We start from the raw sequence: 21,923 nt of genomic DNA on the forward strand, positions 1-21,923 counted from the left end.
GGCGAGATAGAGCCGCGTGGCCCGACGTCGCTGTGGCCGCGTCGGTCAGCTCCGCCAATCCGGAGATTTTGACCGTGCCAGCTCCGCGCTGGTTGTTCAACCGCGAACGGACTACTGCTGCGCCGGGCCCCCGGGGCTTTGGTTCGGGATGTCGGTGATCGGTAGATTGGGAGCCGGCTTGGGGGAAGGTGTACCTGGCAGCGGAGGAATCCGGCGTGCGGGCAGGTCCACGATATCGTTGGCCGGCGGCCCGTTGACGCGACTCCCATAGCTGCTGCCCGCTGCCCGTGGGCCGAGCAGATGGTCCACGGTCACCATGTGATAGCCGTTGGCGATAAGCACCGGCAAGAACTGATAGACCAAGTCGACAGTGCTGGAATAGGTGTCGTGAAGGAGCACCACCGAGCCGGGCTTGATCTGAGTCTTCAGCATGTAGATCGTGGCTGCGGTATTGGAATCGTTGATCCAGTCAAAGGGGATGACGTCCCACAGGATCTCGGCCAGACCCTGCCTGCCCGCTTCGGCGCGCACCGCGTCCGATGACAGGCCACCCGCCGGACGGTATATCTGTGGCGCCCGCCCGGTTGCCGCAGCGATTGCTTCGCTTCCTCTACGAATCTGAGAGGCGATGTCTCCCACGGGGATTGTGCTCATATTCGGGTGTTCCCAGGTGTGGTTGCCGATCTCCATGCCGGCGTCGGTAATCCGCCGCGCGGCGGCGGGATCTGCAGCCACCTTGTTCCCGATGAGAAAAAATGTCGCCTTGGCGCCGTCAGCGGTTAACACCTTCAACAGTCGATCAGTGAATGGTGTGGGCCCGTCGTCAAAGGTCAGCGCCACACATTTGACCTGCTTACAGTCGACGTGATCCGGATCGCCGGCTCGTTGCTCACGTGCTGCAAACACCATGGCCCCGGACACGACAATCACGACCGCGATTAGCGCACTAACCTGCCACCACTGCACAAAGCCTTTCCCACGGACGCGCACTGACCCTCCAAGCTCACTTCACGGCAACCGCTGCAGCGACCGGCAGGCGTCACCGTGACGAATATCCCGGCGGCCCGCCCGCACGCAAACGAGCCGGCAGACTTTGCACCCTCGTCGCTCGACCGTTGTACTATCCCGCATCGTAGGTGAAGCCGTCAAAGAGGCCGGTGCCGAGTTGACGTAGGCTTTTCCGAAGAGGAGTGGCCCAACCTATCCAGCCTGCGCCTGACCGATGTGACAGCGCGCCGACCGATATGGCCGCTGTGAAATCCTGGTGCGTCGCGAGGCGCTTCATCGCCCACTGGCCGTGCACCCGCCCGGGAGCCGCTCGCGCTCGTTCCGTCAGGCTGCCGACCGGAGATCCGTTCAAGCTGGCGCAGACGACAATCTGAAGGTGACCAAGCACATGCACCAGCACGCTCAATGCATCGCATTATCTACCGTTCGACTACATACGTACGATCCACCCAGACTTGGTCGCTTTCTGCACTGTTACTCGCCCGTCGTACTGTGGAGCTGACCACAACGCCGACGTAGGCCGGAAGGGTATTGGATGACCATCGCGATCTCCACCTCGCTGCAGTCCTCGTTTTCCGATGCGGTGACCCGCACCCGTGAGGCACTGGCAAACCAAGGCTTCGGGATTCTCACTGAGATCGATATGAAGTCCACGCTGAAGGCGAAACTCGGTGAGGACATGGAGGATTACCTGATTCTGGGGGCATGCAATCCTCCGCTTGCCCACCGCGCTGTCAACATCGATCGCCAAATCGGGTTGCTTTTGCCGTGCAACGTCATCGTGCGGACCGATCCGGCCGACAACACGCAGGTACTGGTCGAAGCGATGGACCCGCAGCTCCTGGTTCAGGTGACCGGCGAATCGGGGTTGCAGACGGTGGCCGACGAGGTGAAAGCCAAGCTGCGCGCCGCAATTGAGACGATAGCTCGCACCCATGATTAAAGACGGGTCGGCATTCTCAACCCAGTGGCCTCAGACCGATTTCTCCGGGCGGAGCCTCGGGAGCTTCAGACGATCGGGTATCGACCGTCGAATGCGGCAATGACCTCCGCTTGATACCGACTACGCCGCGATCTCCGGCCGAAGGCCGATTACTGGTTCGACGACGCCTGCGGGGATGGGCAACGCAATCATGCTGTGGCCCGCCCGGCCACCGGAGATATCGGCAGGTCTTGCCCCGAGGTTCCGCGCCCGATTTGCGCAAATCGGGTTGTCACGCGGGTCGGAGCTATTCAACACCAGGTCGTCAGTCCCGATCGCAACGTCGGGGCCCCGCCCCAACGGCCGCTCCGCGGTCAGCTTTACGCGAGCGCCGGAGCGTCGTTGACCCCGTCAGCACCATGGCCGTTACTTTGAGGCGAGCAGCCCGGCCGTCGACGATCGAGACAAGTTCTCATTGACCCTCGAAGAGCTCTTGAAAGCGCCCACAGATCACGCATCATCGTAGGGAGCGTCTAGTGCGCCCACCGAAGTCGGCTCTACACTTCACGACCACTTCGACTGCCGGGCCTACTTCGTCGATGGCTCTCTGGTGCATACCCTCGTGCTCTTCGAGCACAAGCACTGAGAGGACACCCATCCCGTAGCGTGTCGCGGCGTCAGTCGCCGTGGTGATGCTGGTGACCCTCGCCTTCAAGCCCCGTCTCCGAAGCAGGCGACCCCAAACTCGGCTGGCTCCCCCCGGCTTCCGGTGGCGCAGGCGACTCCGGGGACTGGTCACCGTCAATGCTCAGTCTCATGTCCGTCAGCGGTCGCCCCGACTCGCCGGGTGCCGTTGCAGGAGAAGGTTGCGTCAGCCCGGCGTCGGTCGGAGCAACGGGATCCTCACCGTGCTGATGGCCTGCCATATGTCCGTCGTGGGCCGACTCCTCTTCGGCTTCTGCCTCGACCTCGGCGCCGTGATGATGATGGTGGCCCTGAAGGCTTGACGCCAGGCCGACCGTGACCGCTGCAGCCATGACGGAATTGGCGCCTAACAACACCAGAGCCCGCCCGAAGCCCGAAACCTCCTCTGCCCGATAGCGTCGAAGCAACGCCCATCCCGCACCCATGACTACGTAACTCTGCAGTAGAAGCACACAGATTCCGGCGGCTTCCACGGCTTCAGGCTCACCTGCATTGGGACCCAACGGCGCGCCCGCAGTCCGGGACAGGACCCACAGAGCGGCTGAACCCGCATTGCCGAGCACGCCAGCAATGAGCAACAACATCATCGGTCGTGCCCACGCGAGCAGTCCCCAAAGGAGCTGGAACACAGCGATAGACGCGAAGAAAACCCCCGAAGGCATCCAATCTTTCCAGTGCATCGGTGCGACAGCAAAGTGGATGATCGCCGCACCGATGGAGGCGACAGCGGCGCACCGAGCGGCCAGCCGACTATCGGTCTTCACGGTCTTCTGAGATGTCACGCATCGACACTGACAGCAACCGGGTAGCTGTACGAGCAGCATTCCGTAACTTTCGGGTGCCAGATCGGCCACAGAGCTGATATCGATGGCGACTCGACCAGCGCTCGACAACAGTAGAGAACGTTCCCACAGCTTCGATCCGGTAGGGATCATCCGGTCCGTGGTGGCGGACGGGAGCGCCAGCGGACGGGAGCCGCCACGGCGTGGCTCTCCGCGGCCGGCCTGTCGCTACATCCCGGCTCAAAACTGTCCCGATGATGTTGCCGTTTATTCGGCGATTATGACCAAGAATCGACCGGATTCAGCCAGTTCGAGGCCGAATCAGACAGAACTAGAAACCGCTGTCTACCAGCACAAACGAACCCATTTCCGGAACCTATCGGACCCCCAGATTCCAAATCCCTAGGTCGCAGGTTCGATTCCTGCCGGGGGCGCTGTGTGTGATGTCTCGAGACATCGGAATAGCTCTGAGCCTGCTTTGGGTTCAGGGCTTTTTCCGTTTGGGGCCTTTGGGGGCTCCGGTGGGTTGGTAGTCCCTGGTGGGGTCGAGGATGAGGTCGCGCAGTACTTCTCCGGTGGCGGCGTTGATGACGGTGATGTGGTGGTCTTGGGCCAGGATCAGGACGCGGGTTCGGTAGTGGTGGCGTCCGATGCCGATGTGGTGCAGGCGGCCGTTGACGCGCAGGGTGACTGACCCGGCTTGGTCGACGCGGTCGGTGCGCACGCGGTTGTGGGTGTCGATGCGGCTTGCTGGGTTGGCTTTGGGTCGGCTGGTGTAGATGGTGGCGGGGGTGGCCCGGTGGGGTAGTGATCGGTGTGGGCGGCGGTGGTTGTACTCGTCGACGAAGGCGTCGATCTGGGTTTGCAGCTCGGTGATGCTGGCCGCGGGTGGTTGCTTGGTGAGTGCTTTTTTGAGGGTTTGGTGGAAGCGCTCGACTTTCCCGCAGGTGGTGGGGTGGTTGGGGGTGGAGTTGATTTGGCGGACTTGCAGGTGGCGCAGCTCGGCTTCGAAGTGGTTGCGTCCGCCTTTGCCGCCGGCGAGGCGGGTGGTGAACACCATGCCGTTGTCGGTCAGTGTTGAGTATGGGATGCCATGGCGGGCAACGGCTTTGCGGAATTCGTCGAGGACGATGGGCCCGGTGACGCGGCGGTGGGCGGTCACGGATAGGGCGTAGCGGGAGTGGTCGTCGATCCAGCACAGGATCTCGGTGTGGGTGCCATCGGTGAGCCACCAGTGGGTGAAGTCGGCTTGCCAGCGTTCGTTGGGTTGTTCGGCGGCGAAGCGGATGTAGGAAGTCTTGGGTCGTTTACGCGGGTTGGGTTCGACCAGGCCGGCGGCGTGGAGGTGTCGGCTGATCGAGGCTGCCGACACGATCAGTTGGTGGTGGTGTTGTAGGTGCCAGGCGATGGTGTGCGGACCGTTGTCGAGGCCTTTGCCGGCCAGGGTGGCGCGCAATTCGATGATCAGATCGATGGTGGCCTGCGGTAGTCGGGTGGGGCTGCTGTGGGGCCGGCGTGAGCGAGGTTTGAACGCTGCCTCGCCTTCTTCGGTGTAGCGGGCGATGAGCCGGGAGATCCAGCCCTGCGATACCCCGTAATCCCGGGCGACCTGCGACTGTGAGCGGCCCTCAACAAGCACCGCGGTGATGACCAACCGAGCCTTCGACACCAGCCGAAACTGGCCCACCACCTATTCCGATGTCTTGAGACACCCCATTCCGATGTCCTGAAACACCACACTGCCGGGGGCGCTGGTCAGGGGTGGCATGTCGCTGTGCTGAAGAGCCGGACCGAAGTTGTCGGTGAACAGCTGGTCCCCCAATGACATGACCAAGGTTTCGAGGCCGATCGAGTCTGCCGAGGAGGCCGACGGTTGGCGAACGCCCCGATCCGCGCGACCTGCCAGCTTGCCGAACTCGTCGTGCTCGTGGGACGCCCTCGGTCGTTGGAGTCTGCGTGAGACACGATCGGTGCCGCGAAATCAACACTGCACCAACCAGATTCCACTGCCGATGCACTTCCGGATGACCTTCCGCGCCCGCCATATCACCTACCTGGGAAGTCGCTGTGTCAACAGGCGGCGCGCCGATCTTGTGCGTGTCGCTCGCGCGCCAGCCTGAGACACTTCAGACCATCATCAGGTCGAAGGGAAATCGACATGACCGGCACGTCTGAGGTCTACCCAGGCGGGCCCCTAATGCCCGGCCAGTACGTGTTGCGCAAACTGCCACATATCACCGCGCTGTTCTGGGCACTCAAAATCCTGGCCACCACGCTCGGCGAGACGGCTGGTGACTACTTCTCCCAGACACTCGGTTTGGGCACCCTTCGCTCCGCGGTGTTGCTACTCGCCGTCTTCCTCGTGGCCGTGACAATCCAATTGCGCGCCAGGCGTTTCCACCCGGCTCTGTTCTGGACCGTGGTGATCCTCACCAGTACCGCGGGCACCACGATCTCGGACTACATCAACTACACCTCGCACCTGGGGCAGGCCACCGGCGTATTGATCCTGGGCAGTGGCCTCGCTGTGGTGATGCTGGTCTGGTGGCGCAGCGGCCAAACCCTCAACGTCGAGAACGTCGCCACCCGCACCGGTGAGGTGCTGTTCTGGATCGCGGTCGTCTTCTCCAACAGCCTCGGCACATCCACCGGCGACTACCTCGCGGGCGGGTTGGGCCTGGGACTGCGACCGGCCGTGCTCGTGCTGACGGCGGCGATGCTGGCGCTGTTGGCCGCGCACTACTTCACCAGCATCAACGGCGTGCTGGTGTTCTGGATCGCCTTCATCCTGACCCGCCCCTGGGGCGCTGAGGTGGGCAATGTCTTGAGCAAGAGCCGCGATCATGGCGGACTGAACTGGGGTAATGCGGGAGCCTCCGCGGTGCTCATCGCCGCGTTGGTGGTACTGGTGGGCTACCAAGCGCTCGACATCCGCCGCCATCCCCTAGAGCCGTTGCCGTTGCCGTTGCCGTTGCCGTTGAACCGCCGCACGGGGCAACCGCAGCGCCCCAACGGTGAAGTCATCACCGTCCCAGCAGGATGACCACCTCAATGGGTAACCGCCCCAGAGGATTTCGCGCTGAGAAATCAGTGAGAGGTGTACGGGGACAAGCTGACTGAGATGAATTGAGAGTAGAAGAGCATGCGCTGGGAGTGGGCGAGAACGGGCAGAGGACCGAGCAGACTGATGGCGCTACAGGAGTCGGGAAGCGGTGTGAGCGTCCTGGTGTCACCAGGACCCCTTTGCGCCCAGCCATTTTCCAGCTCGACGATAGTGGCGGGCACAGCGGGCTGATAGGTGCCACACCTGGGCAACTCCCGCCACTTCAGCTGCCGCCCCGGTGGGCGCATGACCAGCTAGAGCAGACCATCCGACAGAATGGATGGAGTGCAGCTGTCGCAACACATCGTGGGCCCGACGCTGATCGTCGTCTGCGTGGTGATGGTGATCGGCGCCGCGGCGATCTATTGGTCGACAGCCCTGGGCTCAGCGTGGACAGTGCCGCGTGCAGCAACTCGTGCAGTCGTGCAACTGGCCGCTGTGGCCGCGATTCTCACGGCTGCGCTGCGCAATCTGGGGACGTCAGTGGGCGTGCTCGCGGTGATGTTCGTCGCGGCGGCGGTCACTGCGGCGCGACGCAGCCAGTCCAATCGCTCGTGGCTTCTCACGGCCGCACTCGCGACCGGCATGACCGTGGTGCTACCCCTGCTGCTGTGGTCGGGGCTAGTGCCGCTTACGGGCGTCGCTCTGGTGCCCATAGTCGGAATCCTTCTGGGAAGTACCATGACCGCGGTCGCGGTGGCCGCACGCCGTGCACTGGACACTCTCGGCACGCGTGCTGGCGAGGTGGAAGCGCTACTCAGCTTGGGATTCACCGATCGGCTGGCTCGAATGGAGATGATCGGTCCTACGGCTGCCGACGCACTCCTGCCGAACCTGGATCAGACCAGGACGGTGGGTCTGGTGACGCTTCCCGGCGCCTTCGTCGGCGTGCTGCTGAGCACGGGTTCGGCAATCCAGGCCGGTGCGGTTCAAATCTTGATTCTGCTGTCCATACTGCTGTCCCAGACGTGTGCCGTCGCCGTCACACTCGAGCTGATCGCCCGGGGTGCTATCCATCGCACAGGCCATGCCCCATGAGCGGGACAGTGACCGACTACGTAAAGAAAAGTCAGCGAAGCGAATTGGTCAGGGCGTTAAGGCTGGCGATTTCACTCGCCGGGTCAGGCTTAGCTGCCCTCACAGCGTGCAGGGCTTGGTCGATCTGGGTGTCGAGGCGACTCCATGCGGACTCGTTCATAGGTCGCAGCGTTGATTCGTCGGCGTCCCAAGCGGTTTCGAGCTCAGTGATCGTGGTTTTCGCGCCGCTTTGGTCGCCGGCTCTAACTTTTGCGAGTGTGGAGTCTACGATCGAGCGCAGTCGCGCGATCTCGGGTGCCGGAAAGCGGGCAGTTGCGGGTTCCGGATTCCCGGGCAGCGCCGGGGCACTCACGGTCGGGGCGTCTGGCTCTTCGTCACTGCCGGTGGTTTCATGTGGTTGAGAGCCGGCCCAGGTGAGCACTGCTGCGGTGGCCGCCGCCACGATCAGGTAGTAGCCAAGTAGGACACGTTCTCGACCAGGGGTGGTGGTGACGATCGGTGCATGGCTGCGGTCGTAGGTCTCCACCACGTCGATGCGACTGAACGTGAGATAGCCAACCATCGCCAGGATTGCGGCAAGGAAGGCGGCGCTGGTGACGGCGGTGCCGATGCCGAGGCCTCCCTGAGACCATGGCAAGCCCAGCCAGTCACCGAGGTTCGCGCCCAGCGGCCGCGTGAGGATGTAGGCCAGCCAGAAGGACAGCACCGCGTTGGCGCCTAGACGCCAACCGAGGGCGATCGCGACGATCAGGCTTGCGGGCAGTAGTACTGCAAAGCCGGGGCTCCAACCGGTGATCTGCAGCGTCCAGTCACCGACAGCCGTCCCAAGGGCGAAGGTGATCAGCACTGCAAGCCAGTAGAAGAGCTCTCGGGGTCGTGTCACGATGCTGTGGATCGACAGCGTCCGCTCCCGCGAATACCACACGGCGAACACAACACCCAGTGCCACTGCAAAGACGCTGGTGCTCAACGCAAGTGGGACACCCAACTGGTCGGTGAGAATGTCGGTGTAGAGCGTGCCGGTCACCGACAGCACCACGACAGTCAGCCAATACACGAACGGCACGTAGCGACTCAGCCTGACCTGCCAGGCGAGGACGATGGCGAGCACGACGGTGAAGATCAGTGCGGTAGCGATCAATCCGACGCCGAGCGTCATGTTGATCCAATCGGCGAAGCTTTCGCCGACGGTGGTGCAGAGAACCTTGATCAGCCAGAACCACAGGGTGACTTCGGGGACCTTGCTGAGCAGGGTGCGCCCGGTCTTCGGCGTGCCAGTCCTGGTCGTCTCCGTCACGTCACGGACCGTAGGTGGCGGTCGCTGAGTACTCGCTGAGAGGCAGTGGCCGGGCTGGAGCCGATGTGCTTAGGTGAGGCTCACCATTATCGGTGGGTTCATCAGTCGTAATTGATCGTTCGAAGCGGGGAGCATGTCCGCCAGCCAGATCGCCCTACTCGGCGCCTTCGCCGGGTTCACGATTTTCATTGGCCTGCCAATCGGGCGCTTACGCACGCCGATGCCAACGCTGAAGGCCGGGCTCAACGCGGTCGCGATCGGCATTCTGGTCTTCCTGCTGTGGGACGTGCTGGCTCATGCGTGGGAGCCCGTCGACCGAGCGCTGGCAGCTGGCCGGGTCGCCGATGTGTTGGTGATGGGCGCGCTGTTGGCAGCGACTTTTGGCATCGGTCTTCTGGGGCTGGCCTGGGTGGACGGGTTGCGAGGCCGAAAGGCGGCTGCTCCCAGCAGCGTTCAAGCCTCCGCCACCGACACCCCCGGCACCGCGACGGCGACGCACACACGCCGTCTGGCACTGATGATTGCCAGCGGGATCGGGCTGCATAATTTCGCCGAAGGCTTGGCGATCGGCAACTCGGCGGCAAGCGGCGAGTTATCCCTGGCGGTGCTGCTCGTCGTCGGGTTCGCCTTGCATAACGCGACCGAAGGGTTCGGTATCGTCGCGCCCCTGGCGGGACAGCGGCCGTCGTGGGGTTTGTTGATGGTGTTGGGCCTCATCGGAGGTGGGCCGACTTTCATCGGCACCCTTGTCGGGCAGCGCTTTGTCAGCGAAACAGTGTCGGTCGCGTTTCTCGGCCTGGCGGCCGGCTCCATCCTGTACGTCGTCATCGAACTTCTCGCCGTGGCCCGGAACGCCAACCTCAAATTGTTGACGGCCTGGGGCGTCTTCATCGGAGTCGTGGCGGGTTTCGCCACTGACGCGATCATCACTGCCGCCGGAGCATGATGGCGCCGCAATCGATCACGCGATCGTGGAACCCTTGGCCCACACCGGTGACACCAACGGTTGCTTGATTCCCGGACCGCCACTGTTGCCCGGTGGCTTGGCGGTGCGGTCTTACTGCCGGACGGCGACGCAATCGGGCCAATACAGTGATGGAGTGAACGGCGCCGTCATCCCATCGTCTGAGTTGTCGCAGCCGTTGGCGCCCGCACGACTGCGACTGCGGATGCCGCAGTGGAGCATCGCTGCCCGCTCTGCCCTCGTCGCCGGTACCGTCGTCTTCGTTGCGTTCACACTGACCGGGGCAGCTTTGACCGGGGTTTTCTATCGTTCGCTGATCGCTGGCGTGGACGCCGCCGCGGCGGCGCGAGTGCGCGATGTGTCGGCCGGTCTGATCGAGGATGCACCGGCCGATCTCGACGACCCGTTGCTGGCAACCGATCAACGTATCGACGCGGTGCAGGTCATCGCTCCTGACGGCACAGTGCTGCGCCGGTCGGACAGCGTCTCCGACACCCCGTTGGTCCCGCTGAATGAGGTGAGCGCCACCTTGCGGACGGGGATGGCGCCAACAAACTCCCCCGACGCCGATATGCGGATCAGCGCCCAGTCGATCACCACGCCCAAGGGGGCTTTCGACGTCGTGGTCGCCGGCGGTGATGACGCCGCGGAGTCCACCGTTCGTACCGCAATCATTGTGCTGCTGCTGGCTGCCCCGGTGGTCGTCGCCGTAGCGGCTGGCGCAACGTATCGCCTCGTTCGGCGATCGCTGCGATCGGTGGATGCGATGCGCGCGCGTGTCGCGGCGATCAGCAGCGCCGACCTGGCCGAGCGTGTTCCCGTGCCTCCAGGTCGCGACGAGATTTCCGCTTTGGCGGTCACCATGAATCACATGCTGGATCGCATCGAGGCCGGCCATGTGGCGCAGCGTCAGTTTGTCGGTGATGCCTCTCATGAGTTGCGGAGCCCGTTGACGGCGATCATCTCGGCTCTCGATGTCGCCGTCGCGCATCCCGAACTGCTCGATGTCGACTTGGCCAAGGACACACTGGTTCCCGAGGCGCAACGGATGCGCGCGCTCGTCGAGGACTTGTTGTTGTTGGCGCGCGCCGACGAGCGCGGACTGACATTCCCTCGCGAACCGACCCGGCTCGACGAGGTCGCCACCGGTGAAGTGATCCGGCTGCGCCGCAACTGCCGACATGCGGTCCACATCACCGCGGACCCCGTCGACGTGAACGGGGATGCGGCCGCGTTGTCGCGGGTGGTGCGCAATTTGCTCGACAACGCCGCGCGTCACGCGACCTCGCAGTTCGATGTCGAAGTCCGTAGCGTAAACGGCGCAGCGATCCTCACTGTCGCCGACGACGGACCCGGGATCCCCGCCAAGGACCGTCAACGCGTGTTCGACAGATTCGTGCGCCTGGACAGCTCTCGGTCTCGTGGCGGCGGTGGAAGCGGATTGGGGTTGTCCATCGTGGCCGAAATCGTCGCCGCGCACCACGGACAGATATCTATCACCGGCCGACCGGGTGGCGGCACGGTGGTGAGGGTTCAGTTGCCCGCCGCGATGACGCCGGATTCCAACCGGTAGCCCACCCCCCGAATGGTCTCAATGGTGTTGGTGCCGAAGGGAATGTCGATCTTGCGGCGAAGATAACGCACATAGACCTCGACGATATTGTCGGGCCCTTCGTAATGCGGGTCCCACACTCTGTGAAGAATCTCGGCTTTGGTGCACACCGCATCCTTATTGCGCATCAGGTAGGCGAGCAGGCTAAATTCCCTAGGGCTCAAATCAATTGGAACGCCGGCACGTTCGACCACATGGCGTACGGGGTCGAGTGTGAGATCGCCGGCGGTCATCACAACGGGCCGCTCGGGCGCGCCACGGCGAGCCAGTGCATGCAGCCGAGCAACCAGGACCACGAAAGAAAACGGTTTGACCAGATAGTCATCGGCCCCCAACTCGAAAGCGTCAGCCTGATCGTATTCGCCGTCCTTGGCGGTCAGCATCAACACAGGGGTCCACACGCTGCGGGCACGCAGTCGGCGAAGCACCTCATACCCACTCAACTCCGGCACCATGATGTCCAAAACGATGACATCGAAATGGTTTTCGGTCGCCTCCCACAAGCCTTCGGTGCCCGTCGCGACATGCACGACAATGAATCCCTCCGCGCCGAGCCCGAGCTTCAGGCTGGATGCCACATGCGGTTCATCTTCGACAAGCAGAATCTTCATCTCACGTGGCCCCTCCGACCGCATCGCACCAACGTAGGTACCGCAACGCCGGACGGCCGGCGCGCCACTGCTAGGGCAGAGTATCCGCACGGGGTCAACGAGAGCAGATCTCCACTACGGCGCGCCGGCCTCCGTCGGCTGACCCACTAGAGGTCCGAGGCGTTGAGCCGGCCCCGACTCGTCGCTTCCGACGCTGCTGAGGATGACAGCACGGTGCTGAGAGTTCGCTGAACGGCCCGGGTCCCCTATCAAGGTCAGTTCATGTTCCAGGGTTCGCCGTAGGTGGTGACGCTGTCGCCGGCCTTGGAGATCAGGCGGGCGAAGGGCCGCAGCAGCACGCCGCCGGCGGCGCCGGTGACGGTGCCGTGGGCGTTGGCCACGGCCACCGAGCCGTTGGGGCCCGAGACGTCCACGGAGAAAGTGGCGACTTCCTGGATACCGGGGCCGTTGCCCAGGTCGGCGGAGATCGACACACCCGGGAACAGGTTCGGGGTGATCACCTGGGCGAGCGGGTTGAAGTTCGTCGGCGAGATGCTCACGTCGTCGAGCAGGATGTTGGGGGTGGTGTAGCTGAAGTTGATACCCACACCCAGCGACCACGGGAAGCCGACCTGGTAGCCCAGCTCCAAGGTGCCCGCGAACTTATCCGCTGCCGGGCCGACCACGCTGTAGACGGCCTTGCCGGAGTGGAACCACTCACGGGTGAGCCGGTTGCGGTCCAGGGGGAACACACCATTGAGGAAGGTGTCCCACTGCTGAATCGTCATCGTGCGGCCACCGCCGTCAACCAGACTCAGCTCGTTGTCCAAACCTGCGTGCGAGGTACCTGTCCCGACGAACAACGCCGCGACGGCAGCGATCATCGCCACCAGCACTCGACCGATGATCTTCATGTTCCTCCGTCACCCTTGTCGCGACCGCACCTGTATGCCGGTCACCGTGTGAAATCAGCCGAGCCATGCCCGCGGTCGTAAACGCACGAGCGGGCGCGTCACTCAATACCGGGCGTTCAGCGCTGAACGTCCGGGCCGCGAGCATCGCACCAAGGCGCTGAGAGGACGCTGAAAACCGAGTCTGCACCCGGCCGCACGCCTTGCTGCCCAGAACGTCGGGGCCATCACTTTCGGCTGCCGAGATAAAGGCCCGCCAGTCGAACCACCTCACAACAGCCAACCCCGGCACCGAGATACCGACGCACCCGTGCATCGTCGACGAAAGCCGATGCCTCGGCAGCACCAAAGCTCGTATTCGTCGCGATCGTGCTAGTGACCGGCTTTTACTTGGGGGACCGCTTTTTCGACCGGCAGCACGTCGGTCGGTGTCGTCGAGACAACGGTGCCGCCCATGTTCATGCCCGGTACGTTCGGTGGATCGAAGGTTGAATTGTGGTTACCGCTCGCTACTAGCACACCGACTCCCCCGGGGACGTTGCCTCGGTCGACGCTGTTGTCGTGCTGGGCCAGGGTGATTGCCGCAGCGGCCAGCACGGCGCCGAAGCCAACGATCGTCCCAAAGGCCTTGAGGCGGGACCCGGACGCGCGGCGCGCTTTCTGTTGGTTCACCATCATCGTGGCGATCCTTTCCTCGTGTTCACACCGGTGGTCGTTATCCCGACCCCGGCCTCGACCGCAGCGAGCGGGCCACTGCGATCGCGCCCCACATGTGTGGCGACGTGGGCGTATCCCGCGCCTGCCCGGGCACGGGCACTTGGTGCGTCCCTCCGCGGCTGACTGAGCCGGGACTCCACGGCGTCCAACAGGCCGCGGGACTCGACAAACGGGAAGTGCACCCGAGCGAAATTGGCCTGCAGTTACTTGGGCGTCCGGAAAACGTTGCCTGCAGCTAGGCACCGGCACTCCCGCGCCGCCGCGTTCGACCCGGATTCTGCATGCTGCACGCTCTCACTCAGTGGCTTAGAGCCCGCTGAGGACGCCTGGGAGGGCGGTCGCATTTTCCCTGCTCGCAGCTGTGAATTCACCGGAGATTAGCTGGATGTCGCAACGGCGGTTGGTTCGAAAAGTTTCGCTACCGAGTTAAGCGGACCAATCAACCGCGTCGGCCGGCGCGTTCTGCGAACGCATCGAGCACGGCCGAGCACTTCAAGAAAACGCCAGACCTGATCGCGGCGTCCGTTGGTTGTCTCGATGAAGATTCCCGCTTTGGTTGACCGTCAACGCGCCGGGCGCCAGGAACTCGGCATCGAGTCGACCAATGCCTACCGCTATCTCAGCCCGCTCACCGGCCAGCGGGGGCAGTACGCTCCAAATTGGTTGAGCCCGGATGGGATTGGCCCAAGCTTGATCTTGACGGCACAGCATGCACGCCGAGCGAATAAAGTCATCGCAGGCTGACTAGGACTGCCAGCGGACAAGAAGGGACGTTCATGCGGGTGCCTCGTGCTGTCGCAAACTTCAATCGCGCCGTCACCAACCCGATGGCTCGCTCCCTCACTCCGTGGCTCCCCTGCTTAGGGACGCTCGAGCACACCGGACGCAAGTCCGGCAAGCGCTATCGAACGCCGCTCTTGGTGTTCAAGACCCGCGACGGTTACGTCATTCTGATCGGCTACGGACTTGAATCGGACTGGCTCAAGAACGTCTTGGCCGGCGGCCCAATAGCCCTGCACAAACGGGGCACAGCAATAGCGTTAACCAGCCCGCGGATTGTGAGCAAGTCCGAGGCCGCCCCCCTCGTTACACCCGCACCCCGACTGTTCTACCGCCTGTTCCCCTACGACGAAGCGGCTTTGGTACTCACGAGAACTGTTTAGGCGCCCGACATACGCCCGGAGTTCCTGGGAAAACGGGGGATCCGCTCGATGCGCCCACATTGCCGGCACCGTTGAGCCCTCAGGTTGCGTCTCTAATGAACGTCGGTAATCAGATGGGTCAGTAGGAGCGACGCGAGCCTCCACGCGTCACCCTGGTGTACCCAACGCTCGGTGTAGTGACCGTAGCCGGTGACCGAAGTCCCGTCGTCGAATACGGCGCGGTCTTGCACGGCCCAAATTACCTGCGCCTCATCCTCATTGAGGTCAATCTCCGGTGCATGCACCTGGTGAGCGGTCCTCGCGCCGCTGACGAGAGATTGCAGCAGCGCCAACGTCTCGTCCCGACCGATCGTCATGTGCGGTTCGGACTCTCCGTCGCTCATTCCGAACTCGACGTCGTCGACCATCAACGCCGCCAAGCCATTCCAGTCCTTGGTGTCGAGTGTTCGGCAGTATTTGGCCTTGGCCTGCGTCAGTTCGTGACACGCGACCAAGTCGGCGTGTTGAGTCATCGGACGGCCAGTTCCAGACGATCAAGTCGGCGCACGAGGATGCTGGGTAGCCACTGACCAACCTCGACGGCCTCGATCCAGGTGGTCTGCTGCAGCAGCGTCTGCAACACGATCTTGGCTTCCAAGCGGGCCAGTGCGGCACCGACGCAGAAGTGAGCGCCCTTGCCGAACGCGATGTGCCCCTTGCCTCCGCTGCGGTCCAAGCGGAACTCGTCGGGTCTATCGAACTGTTTAGGGTCCCGGTTGGCAGCACCCCACATCAGCAGCAGTCGCGAATCGGCGGGCAGGTCGACTCCTGCCAGAGTGGTGTCCCGGACGACGTGGCGGTAGTGGCCGCGAAACGGCGACTCATACCGCAGCGTCTCCTCGATGAACGCACCCAGCAGTTCGGGCTGCGCGCGCAGCTGCTCCTGAATATCGTTGTGCGTGGCCAAGATCCACGCGGCGCTGCCCAGCAACGACGCAGTGGATTCACCAGCGGCACTGAACAACGTCAGCATGATCGCCAATGCCGGCATATGTTCCACCTCGCCGGAGGCGTAGCGGGCTGCCAGGTCACCGATCAGTCCCGGCGCAGGGTTTTCCCCGGCCTGCGCAAAATGCTCCATGACGTAACCCGACAACTCCATCGCTGCCATGCCGGCCGCCTCGAGCTCACTCGGGCTCACGACGCCGTCGAGCAGCGTGGTGGTGGCGTAGCCCAGTCGAATCAATCTGTCGACATCGCCCTGCGGCAATCCCAGCAGGTCAGCCACAACCATCATCGGGAGCCGATTCGCCATGGCACTCATCCACTCGATCTGCCCGTCGATGACTCCTTGAGTCCACAGTTGGATCGCGGTCGCTTCGGCGAACTCTTCGATCACGCGTATTCGCTTGGCGGCCAGGTGCGGCACAAGCAGCTTGCGGTGGGCGTCGTGCAACGGGTCGTCTGCGGTGGCCAATGCATTCTGAGGCCCGCCGAGAGGCCCCATATCGAACGGTGTGACGACGCCGTCGCGATACACCATCGTCGCGGTGAGGTTGGAGGAAAAGTCGTCGACGCGGTTGACGGCCTGCATGACGGCATCCCAGCCGCACACCGCATAGAAGCTGGAGTCGCCGATGCGTTGCACGCCCGCTTCGTCGCGCATTCGGTCATACAGCGGGTACGGGTCCTGCAAAGCGACAGTGAAGAATTCGGTTGCGTCCGCCAAGACGGTCATGAGGTCAGGGTGGACGTCGCTCGGACGTTGCGTCAACGACCTGGGACGAACATGAAACCGAGCCCGGCACGGCCGGGGCCCCGGGCCTCTCACGGCACCCGCATAATCAGCGCATTCTCTGAGAAAATGACCGCAGTTCTTCTCACGGTGATAAAACGGGGCGATGGATTCGCGGCGGGCACCTGCGACGGGTGACTGGCTGATCGGGCGGGATCGCCATGCCGAGGCTGCCGAACGCATCTACGCCGCAGCCGCCGAACTGATGTCCCGGAACGGATACGACGGCTTCACCATCGACGCCCTGGCCGCCAAGGTTCACTGTTCACCCGCGACCATCTACCGCCATGCGGGGGGCAAGACCGCCATCCGCGACGCCGTGCTGAGCCGGCAAGCCGAACGCATACTCGAGTCGGTCCGCGACGCCATCGCCGGGCTGACAGGTGCCGAACGCATCGTCACGGCCACCACGGTCGCGTTGCAGCGCATGCGGACCGATCCGTTAGCGATCATCATGCGATCGATGGCCCCGGTTCCTGGCGAGGAATGGCTCACCACATCGCCTGTGGTTACCCGCTTGGCCGCCGAGATGATCGGTGTCGAGAATCCCGATCCTCTTGCCGCACAATGGTTGATCCGTACATTCCTGGCGCTGTGGTACTGGCCAATGGACGATGCCGACACCGAAGACCACATGGTGCGGCGATTCCTCGGCCCGCCGTACACGGCAGACGCCGCCGACTCGATCGGCTAACTCGACGCAGACGCACCGTTGCTGCTACGTGGGGGCAGCAGCGGCACTCATCCCTTCAAGTAGCCGGCTAATGCCTTGGTCAACGTGTCTCGGGCGAGGTCCAGGTCGGCGTACGAACCCAATTGGCGTTCCGAGACCAGGCCGCGCATCGCGCCCGGGATGAGTGTCGCGACATGGCGCACGCGCTCGGGATCGACATCAAGACCGGCGAACGCGCCTTGGCAGATGCTGAGCCAACTGGCAGCCCATGAGGACAACTCAGCGGCGGTGCGCGGGTACAGCCTTTCCAGCTCGCGCGGGTCTTGCGGGAGCGCCGCCCGCAGGTTCTCGATCGCCCGCGAATCCGGCGACGTCAACCCGTGGTAGAGCGTGTCGATGATGGCCCCGACACGGTCCTCCAGCGTTGAATCATCTTCTGCCGCAAAGGTCATGGCCTTGGCTCGGCGTTCAGCGGTTCGGTGCAGTACTGCGGACCAGAAGCCGTCCACATCGCCGAACTGGTACTGCACCGCTCCCCACGTCGCGCCGATGTCCTTGGCGATGCGATTGGCCGACACCGCCCGGGGGTCTCCGGAGGAGAGTGCGGCAAGTGCAGCGTCGAGCATGGCGGCCCGGGTGGCTAAACCGCGCCGATTCGGGCGACGGACGGGCTCCACCAGGTCGGTCATCATCAGCATCTTAGACCGCGATCGACATTTTCATTGGCACCACTATGATTTTTTCGTAGTGCCTCCTATGATTCGAGGCGGGTCTTTCGCCGCCCGCTTCCGAAGGGAGGACCGCTGTGGCCAAGCCACCGCTGTCGATGACGCCGACCGGCTGGTTTCAGGTTGCCTGGTCCGATGAGATTGCCGTGGGCGCCGTCCACCGCATGAAGTACTTCGGCCAGGAGATGATCGCCTGGCGCGCCGACTCCGGGCAGCTGACCGTGATGAACGCGTATTGCGAACACCTCGGCGCGCATCTGGGCTTCGGCGGTTCGGTCGTCGGCGAGGTACTGCAGTGCCCATTTCATGGCTGGCAGTGGAATCAGCAGGGCCGCAATGTCTGTATCCCCTACGAGGACCGCCCCAACCGCGGCCGCCGCATCACCACCTACCCGGTGGTGGAACGCAACAGCTCCGTCTACATCTGGCACGACATCGACGGCCGCGAGCCATTCTTTGATGCCCCAGACGTTTTCGCATCCTTCGAGGACGGCAGCAGCGAGGCCGACTACTACCCTCAGCAGCGCCTGTTCGAGCAGGGCCACGAAATGCATCCGCAATACGTCCTGGAGAACGGCGTTGATTTCGCGCACTTCAAGTACGTCCACGGAACACCGATCAACCCGATCTTCACCCGCCACGACTTTGACGAACCCGTGTCGTACGTGGACTTCACGATCACCTTCGAGGGAGACGACGGCCAGCGCATCGAAGACGTCAGCAGCGGCGTTGAGGCGATTAACGGGGGCTTGGGCATCGCGGTCACCAAGAGCTGGGGCATGATCGACAACCGCACGATCTCCGCGATCACCCCTGTCGACGACTGCACTTCCGATGTGCGATTCATGGTCTACATCGGCCGCACCCCCGGCAAGGAGACCGAACGGGCCGCAGCCCGTGCCGAGGAGTTCGGCCTCGAAGTCATTCGTCAGTTCCGCCAAGACATCCACATCTGGGCCCACCAGCGTTACTCCGACCCGCCTGCACTAGCCCAATCCGAATACCAGGGCTTCACCGCGATTCGGCAATGGGCTCTTCAGTTCTACCCCGACGGCAAAGGCGGCAGCGCCGCGGCATTGAAGGCCGCCGAAGCTCGATGACCGAACCGCCGGTGATCACCTTCCGCGGCTTCGCAAGCCGCTTCAAGACAACCTCAACTCCGTAACCCCAATCGAAAGGCACATCGGCATGACCACACCCATTCGGGTATTCCAAGTTGCCACCGGGAACGTCGGTTCTGAAATGATCAAGCGCCTGCAGACCCAGCCCGACCTGGAATTGGTTGGGGTGCACTGCTACTCGCCGGACAAGGTCGGCCGCGACGCCGGCGAGCTGGCGGGTATCGGACCGATCGGAGTCACCGCGACCGGCAGCATCGAGGAGATCATCGCCGCCAAGCCGGATGTCCTGACCTTCCATGGCGTGTTCCCCGACGAAGATCTCTATGTGAAGATCCTCGAAGCGGGGATCAACATCGTGACGACCGCCGACTGGATCACCGGCTGGCATCGCGATACCAATCATCCCCACCCCTCGGGCAAGCCGGTATCCCAGGTGCTGGCCGAAGCGTGCGAGAAGGGCGGGGCGACGTTCTACGGCACCGGCATGAATCCCGGTCTGAACCAGATCCTCGGTGTCGTCTGTTCGGCCGATGTCGCCGAAATCGAGAACGTCACCACGATCGAGTCCGTCGACGTGTCGTGCCACCACTCCAAGGACACCTGGATCGAGGTGGGCTACGGGCTGCCAGTGGACGACCCGTCGATCCCGGGCAAGCTCCGAAAGTACACCGAGGTTTTCGCCGACAGCGTGCTGATGATGGCCGACTGCTTCGGCCTTGAACTCGACGAGGTCAAGTTCGACTATGAACTGGGTGCCTGCACCCAGGACGTGGACCTAGGCTGGTACGTACTGCCCAAGGGCTCGCTCGGCGGCAACTACATCAAATACCAGGGCATGGTCAACGGTGTGCCGCGGGTTGAGACCCACCTGGAGTGGCAGATGACGCCGCACACCGACCCGAGTTGGAACATCAAGGGCTGCTACATCACTCAGATCAAGGGCGACCCCAACATCTACAACAAACACATGATTTTCCCGAAGCCGGGAGTCGACCTGTCCAATCCGGACAACTTCGCTTCGATCGGCATGACTGTCACCGGCATGCCTGCCCTGAACGTCATCACATCCGTCGTCGCGGCCAAACCAGGGCTGTTGACCAGCGCCGACGTGCCGCTGCGGGGATTCGCCGGCCGCTTCACGCCGGAGGCGTATCAGAGCTGATCGTGCGAATACCGACCGGCGTACAGGACACACGTCAGGGTCGAATGTCGTTAGCCTGCATGAGCTTAACCAGATACTCCACCACGGCGGGGTCAGTCGTCAGACCGGCGGACCGCCGGTACGCCGCCCCGCCCTCGGCCAGGCGACCGGCTGCCGTCAAGAGGTGTCCGCGCACCACCCAGGCGGGCTGAAAATCTTTGGCGTCGAGCCGATCAAGACTCCGCAGACCCGCCAGCGGGCCATCAATCTCGCCGTCGAGGGCCGCTAGCGCCACTCGGGCACCGAGCGACGGCGCGACCAAGACCAGCGCCCGATACAACTTTCGCACCACGTGGGGATCGACGGGCACACCGAACGCACGGCTCGAATGGGCGGATTGAATGGCCGCCTCGTACTGAAATCGACCGGGCCGACCGCATCGATGTGCCCGCGCGAGCAGATCCTCTCCGCGATGAAGCAACGAACGATCCCACACCGACGGATCTTGTTCATCAAGCGGAACGAAGACGCCATCGGCGTCCACACGAGCCGAACGTCGAGCCTCCGCAAGGCACACCAACGCCGCGAGCCCCAGCACTTCGGGTTCGTCGGGCAACAACTCGGTCAGAGTCAATGCGAGGTGCAGTGCCTCCGCTGACAGCGACTCCTGCGGTGCACCGCCGGGTTCACGTCGGCGATCGATGGCGTACGCCCCGTACACCGTTTCCAGCACCGCCGGCAGTCGCGCCGCCAAATCTTCGCGCGCGGGCATCGCGAACGGTATGCCGGTGTCGCGGATACGCCGCTTCGCCCGGACCAGACGTTGCGCCATCGCCGCAGGTTCGACGGCGAAGGCTGCGGCGATCGCTGCCGAGTCGATCCCGAGCACGGTCTGAAGCATCAAGGGCGTCCGCACCGCCGCGGCGATGGCGGGATGGGCGCACACCAGCATCAGTTCCAGGCGGCGGTCGGGAATTTCCGCAGCGTCGATTTCCTCGGCAACCGGATCGATGCCCTCCAGGGGTGCGTTCAGCCGATACCCCGACGACTTCCATAGATCCCGCAGGCGGTTTCGTGCCACCGTCAGTACCCAGGCCTCCGGCTTGGCAGGTACACCATCGGTCTCCCAGCGCGTGAGTGCTCGCTCGAGGGCATCGGCCAGTGCGTCCTCGGCCGCCACCAGGTCACGACCGGGAGCGGCGAGCACCGCCAGCAGCCGTCCGTAAGAATCGCGGGCGATCGACGCGACGGCCTGCGCCGCCCGCGACGGCCGGGCGCTCAGGGCTGATACCACCCGCGGCCGGGGGCGTACGTCCTTGCCACGGGCCGGATCTCGATCGATCCCCAGCCGTTTGCCGGATTCCGTCGAGCCCACGCCAGCGCCTCGTCGAGGTCAGACACTTCGATCACGAAGATGCCGCCGAACTTCTCCTTGGTGTCGGCGAAAGGACCGTCTTGGATTTCCGGCACCCCTCCGCGCGCTGTCACGGTCGTGGTGTTGGCCACTACGTCCAGGACGTCAGTGGTGATCAGCACCCCGGCCGCGGACAAGTCGTCGGCGTAGGCGGCGAAAGCCGCCATGGCCGGAGCCATGTCCGCCTCGGTCAAGCCGACCGAGGGTCCCTCTTCGTAGTGCATCAGCAGGCAGTAGCGCATGGTGTCGTCCTCACGTTC

23 protein-coding genes are annotated in these 21,923 nt (G+C 63.6%); 10 read left to right on the forward strand and 13 right to left on the reverse strand.

All coding sequences use genetic code 11. The features are described from left to right. Positions 1 to 111: 111 nt before the first annotated feature. A complete protein-coding gene (locus K0O64_RS20375; protein ID WP_225933498.1) occupies positions 112 to 930 on the reverse strand; it encodes a polysaccharide deacetylase family protein in 819 nt (272 codons plus the stop codon). A gap of 613 nt (positions 931 to 1,543) precedes the next feature. On the opposite strand from K0O64_RS20375, the gene K0O64_RS20380 reads away from it, so the two are divergent. Further along, positions 1,544 to 1,951: a DUF302 domain-containing protein gene (locus tag K0O64_RS20380; RefSeq protein ID WP_096311919.1), complete on the forward strand. Its 408-nt coding sequence runs from the start codon at positions 1,544 to 1,546 to the stop codon at positions 1,949 to 1,951. Positions 1,952 to 2,607: 656 nt separating this feature from the next. Here K0O64_RS20380 and K0O64_RS20385 read toward each other — a convergent pair. From K0O64_RS20385 to K0O64_RS20395, 3 genes are all read right to left on the reverse strand, one after another. Continuing rightward, a complete protein-coding gene (locus K0O64_RS20385; protein ID WP_096311920.1) occupies positions 2,608 to 3,417 on the reverse strand; it encodes a hypothetical protein in 810 nt (269 codons plus the stop codon). 484 nt (positions 3,418 to 3,901) lie between these two features. Then, positions 3,902 to 5,086, reverse strand: coding sequence for an IS481 family transposase (locus tag K0O64_RS20390; protein ID WP_096312749.1), 1,185 nt, complete (start codon positions 5,084 to 5,086; stop codon positions 3,902 to 3,904). Positions 5,087 to 5,107: 21 nt separating this feature from the next. Then, on the reverse strand, positions 5,108 to 5,245 hold the full coding sequence (locus tag K0O64_RS20395) for a hypothetical protein (protein ID WP_164520114.1): 138 nt from the start codon (positions 5,243 to 5,245) through the stop codon (positions 5,108 to 5,110). Positions 5,246 to 5,575: 330 nt separating this feature from the next. Between K0O64_RS20395 and K0O64_RS20400 the strand changes: the two genes are divergently transcribed. Beyond that, positions 5,576 to 6,460 carry a COG4705 family protein gene (locus tag K0O64_RS20400; protein ID WP_225933500.1) on the forward strand — a complete coding sequence of 295 codons (885 nt, stop codon included), beginning with the start codon at positions 5,576 to 5,578 and terminating at the stop codon, positions 6,458 to 6,460. A 351-nt stretch (positions 6,461 to 6,811) separates the two neighbouring features. After that, positions 6,812 to 7,558: an ABC transporter permease gene (locus tag K0O64_RS20405; protein WP_425574763.1), complete on the forward strand. Its 747-nt coding sequence runs from the start codon at positions 6,812 to 6,814 to the stop codon at positions 7,556 to 7,558. A gap of 31 nt (positions 7,559 to 7,589) precedes the next feature. Here K0O64_RS20405 and K0O64_RS20410 read toward each other — a convergent pair whose 3' ends face one another. Continuing rightward, on the reverse strand, positions 7,590 to 8,855 hold the full coding sequence (locus K0O64_RS20410; protein ID WP_071942919.1) for a COG4705 family protein: 1,266 nt from the start codon (positions 8,853 to 8,855) through the stop codon (positions 7,590 to 7,592). A gap of 133 nt (positions 8,856 to 8,988) precedes the next feature. On the opposite strand from K0O64_RS20410, the gene K0O64_RS20415 reads away from it, so the two are divergent. Both K0O64_RS20415 and K0O64_RS20420 read left to right on the forward strand, forming a co-directional pair. Then, positions 8,989 to 9,801 (forward strand): ZIP family metal transporter, encoded by an 813-nt coding sequence (locus K0O64_RS20415; RefSeq protein WP_071942917.1) that lies wholly within the window; start codon positions 8,989 to 8,991, stop codon positions 9,799 to 9,801. Positions 9,802 to 10,024: 223 nt separating this feature from the next. Next, positions 10,025 to 11,392, forward strand: coding sequence for a HAMP domain-containing sensor histidine kinase (locus K0O64_RS20420; RefSeq protein WP_096312951.1), 1,368 nt, complete (start codon positions 10,025 to 10,027; stop codon positions 11,390 to 11,392). Here K0O64_RS20420 and K0O64_RS20425 read toward each other — a convergent pair. The 3 genes from K0O64_RS20425 to K0O64_RS20435 all read right to left on the reverse strand — a co-directional run bounded on the left by K0O64_RS20425 (position 11,353) and on the right by K0O64_RS20435 (position 13,607). Beyond that, the gene (locus K0O64_RS20425) at positions 11,353 to 12,042 is read right to left on the reverse strand and encodes a response regulator transcription factor (protein ID WP_096311922.1); all 690 of its coding nucleotides are present in this window, start codon (positions 12,040 to 12,042) and stop codon (positions 11,353 to 11,355) included. The genes K0O64_RS20420 and K0O64_RS20425 overlap by 40 nt on opposite strands. Positions 12,043 to 12,296: 254 nt before the next feature. Next, positions 12,297 to 12,935, reverse strand: a complete 639-nt coding sequence (mspA, locus tag K0O64_RS20430; RefSeq protein WP_096311923.1) for a porin MspA — start codon at positions 12,933 to 12,935, stop codon at positions 12,297 to 12,299. A 369-nt stretch (positions 12,936 to 13,304) separates the two neighbouring features. Beyond that, a complete protein-coding gene (locus K0O64_RS20435) occupies positions 13,305 to 13,607 on the reverse strand; it encodes a hypothetical protein (RefSeq protein WP_220045708.1) in 303 nt (100 codons plus the stop codon). Positions 13,608 to 14,186: 579 nt separating this feature from the next. Here K0O64_RS20435 and K0O64_RS20440 point away from each other — a divergent pair. Both K0O64_RS20440 and K0O64_RS20445 read left to right on the forward strand, forming a co-directional pair. After that, positions 14,187 to 14,393 carry a hypothetical protein gene (locus K0O64_RS20440; protein ID WP_125477465.1) on the forward strand — a complete coding sequence of 69 codons (207 nt, stop codon included), beginning with the start codon at positions 14,187 to 14,189 and terminating at the stop codon, positions 14,391 to 14,393. A 32-nt stretch (positions 14,394 to 14,425) separates the two neighbouring features. After that, the gene (locus K0O64_RS20445; RefSeq protein WP_096311925.1) at positions 14,426 to 14,812 is read left to right on the forward strand and encodes a nitroreductase family deazaflavin-dependent oxidoreductase; all 387 of its coding nucleotides are present in this window, start codon (positions 14,426 to 14,428) and stop codon (positions 14,810 to 14,812) included. Positions 14,813 to 14,904: 92 nt separating this feature from the next. Here the strand turns inward: K0O64_RS20445 and K0O64_RS20450 are convergent, their stop codons facing one another. Both K0O64_RS20450 and K0O64_RS20455 read right to left on the reverse strand, forming a co-directional pair. Beyond that, positions 14,905 to 15,324: a nuclear transport factor 2 family protein gene (locus K0O64_RS20450; protein ID WP_096311926.1), complete on the reverse strand. Its 420-nt coding sequence runs from the start codon at positions 15,322 to 15,324 to the stop codon at positions 14,905 to 14,907. Continuing rightward, complete coding sequence (locus K0O64_RS20455) at positions 15,321 to 16,529, reverse strand: cytochrome P450 (RefSeq protein ID WP_096311927.1); 1,209 nt, start codon at positions 16,527 to 16,529, stop codon at positions 15,321 to 15,323. The genes K0O64_RS20450 and K0O64_RS20455 overlap by 4 nt, the downstream gene beginning before the upstream one ends. A 163-nt stretch (positions 16,530 to 16,692) precedes the next feature. Between K0O64_RS20455 and K0O64_RS20460 the strand changes: the two genes are divergently transcribed. Beyond that, positions 16,693 to 17,280: a TetR/AcrR family transcriptional regulator gene (locus tag K0O64_RS20460; protein ID WP_071942903.1), complete on the forward strand. Its 588-nt coding sequence runs from the start codon at positions 16,693 to 16,695 to the stop codon at positions 17,278 to 17,280. 47 nt (positions 17,281 to 17,327) lie between these two features. On the opposite strand, the gene K0O64_RS20465 is transcribed toward K0O64_RS20460, so the two are convergent. Then, positions 17,328 to 17,948, reverse strand: coding sequence for a TetR/AcrR family transcriptional regulator (locus K0O64_RS20465; protein ID WP_096312952.1), 621 nt, complete (start codon positions 17,946 to 17,948; stop codon positions 17,328 to 17,330). A 116-nt stretch (positions 17,949 to 18,064) separates the two neighbouring features. Here K0O64_RS20465 and K0O64_RS20470 point away from each other — a divergent pair, with 116 nt between their 5' ends. Next, positions 18,065 to 19,087 (forward strand): Rieske 2Fe-2S domain-containing protein, encoded by a 1,023-nt coding sequence (locus K0O64_RS20470; RefSeq protein ID WP_096311928.1) that lies wholly within the window; start codon positions 18,065 to 18,067, stop codon positions 19,085 to 19,087. A gap of 88 nt (positions 19,088 to 19,175) precedes the next feature. Continuing rightward, positions 19,176 to 20,270 carry an NAD(P)H-dependent amine dehydrogenase family protein gene (locus K0O64_RS20475; protein ID WP_096311929.1) on the forward strand — a complete coding sequence of 365 codons (1,095 nt, stop codon included), beginning with the start codon at positions 19,176 to 19,178 and terminating at the stop codon, positions 20,268 to 20,270. Between the two features lie 34 nt (positions 20,271 to 20,304). On the opposite strand, the gene K0O64_RS20480 is transcribed toward K0O64_RS20475, so the two are convergent. Beyond that, entirely contained in the window at positions 20,305 to 21,465 is a 1,161-nt protein-coding gene (locus tag K0O64_RS20480) for an RNA polymerase sigma factor (RefSeq protein WP_096312953.1), read from the reverse strand. Between the two features lie 62 nt (positions 21,466 to 21,527). Next, on the reverse strand, positions 21,528 to 21,905 hold the full coding sequence (locus tag K0O64_RS20485) for a YciI family protein (protein ID WP_096311930.1): 378 nt from the start codon (positions 21,903 to 21,905) through the stop codon (positions 21,528 to 21,530). Between the last annotated feature and the right edge of the window lie 18 nt (positions 21,906 to 21,923).

The sequence above is a fragment of the Mycolicibacterium pallens genome (genome assembly GCF_019456675.1).
GTDB classification, from domain to species: Bacteria; Actinomycetota; Actinomycetes; order Mycobacteriales; family Mycobacteriaceae; genus Mycobacterium; species Mycobacterium crocinum.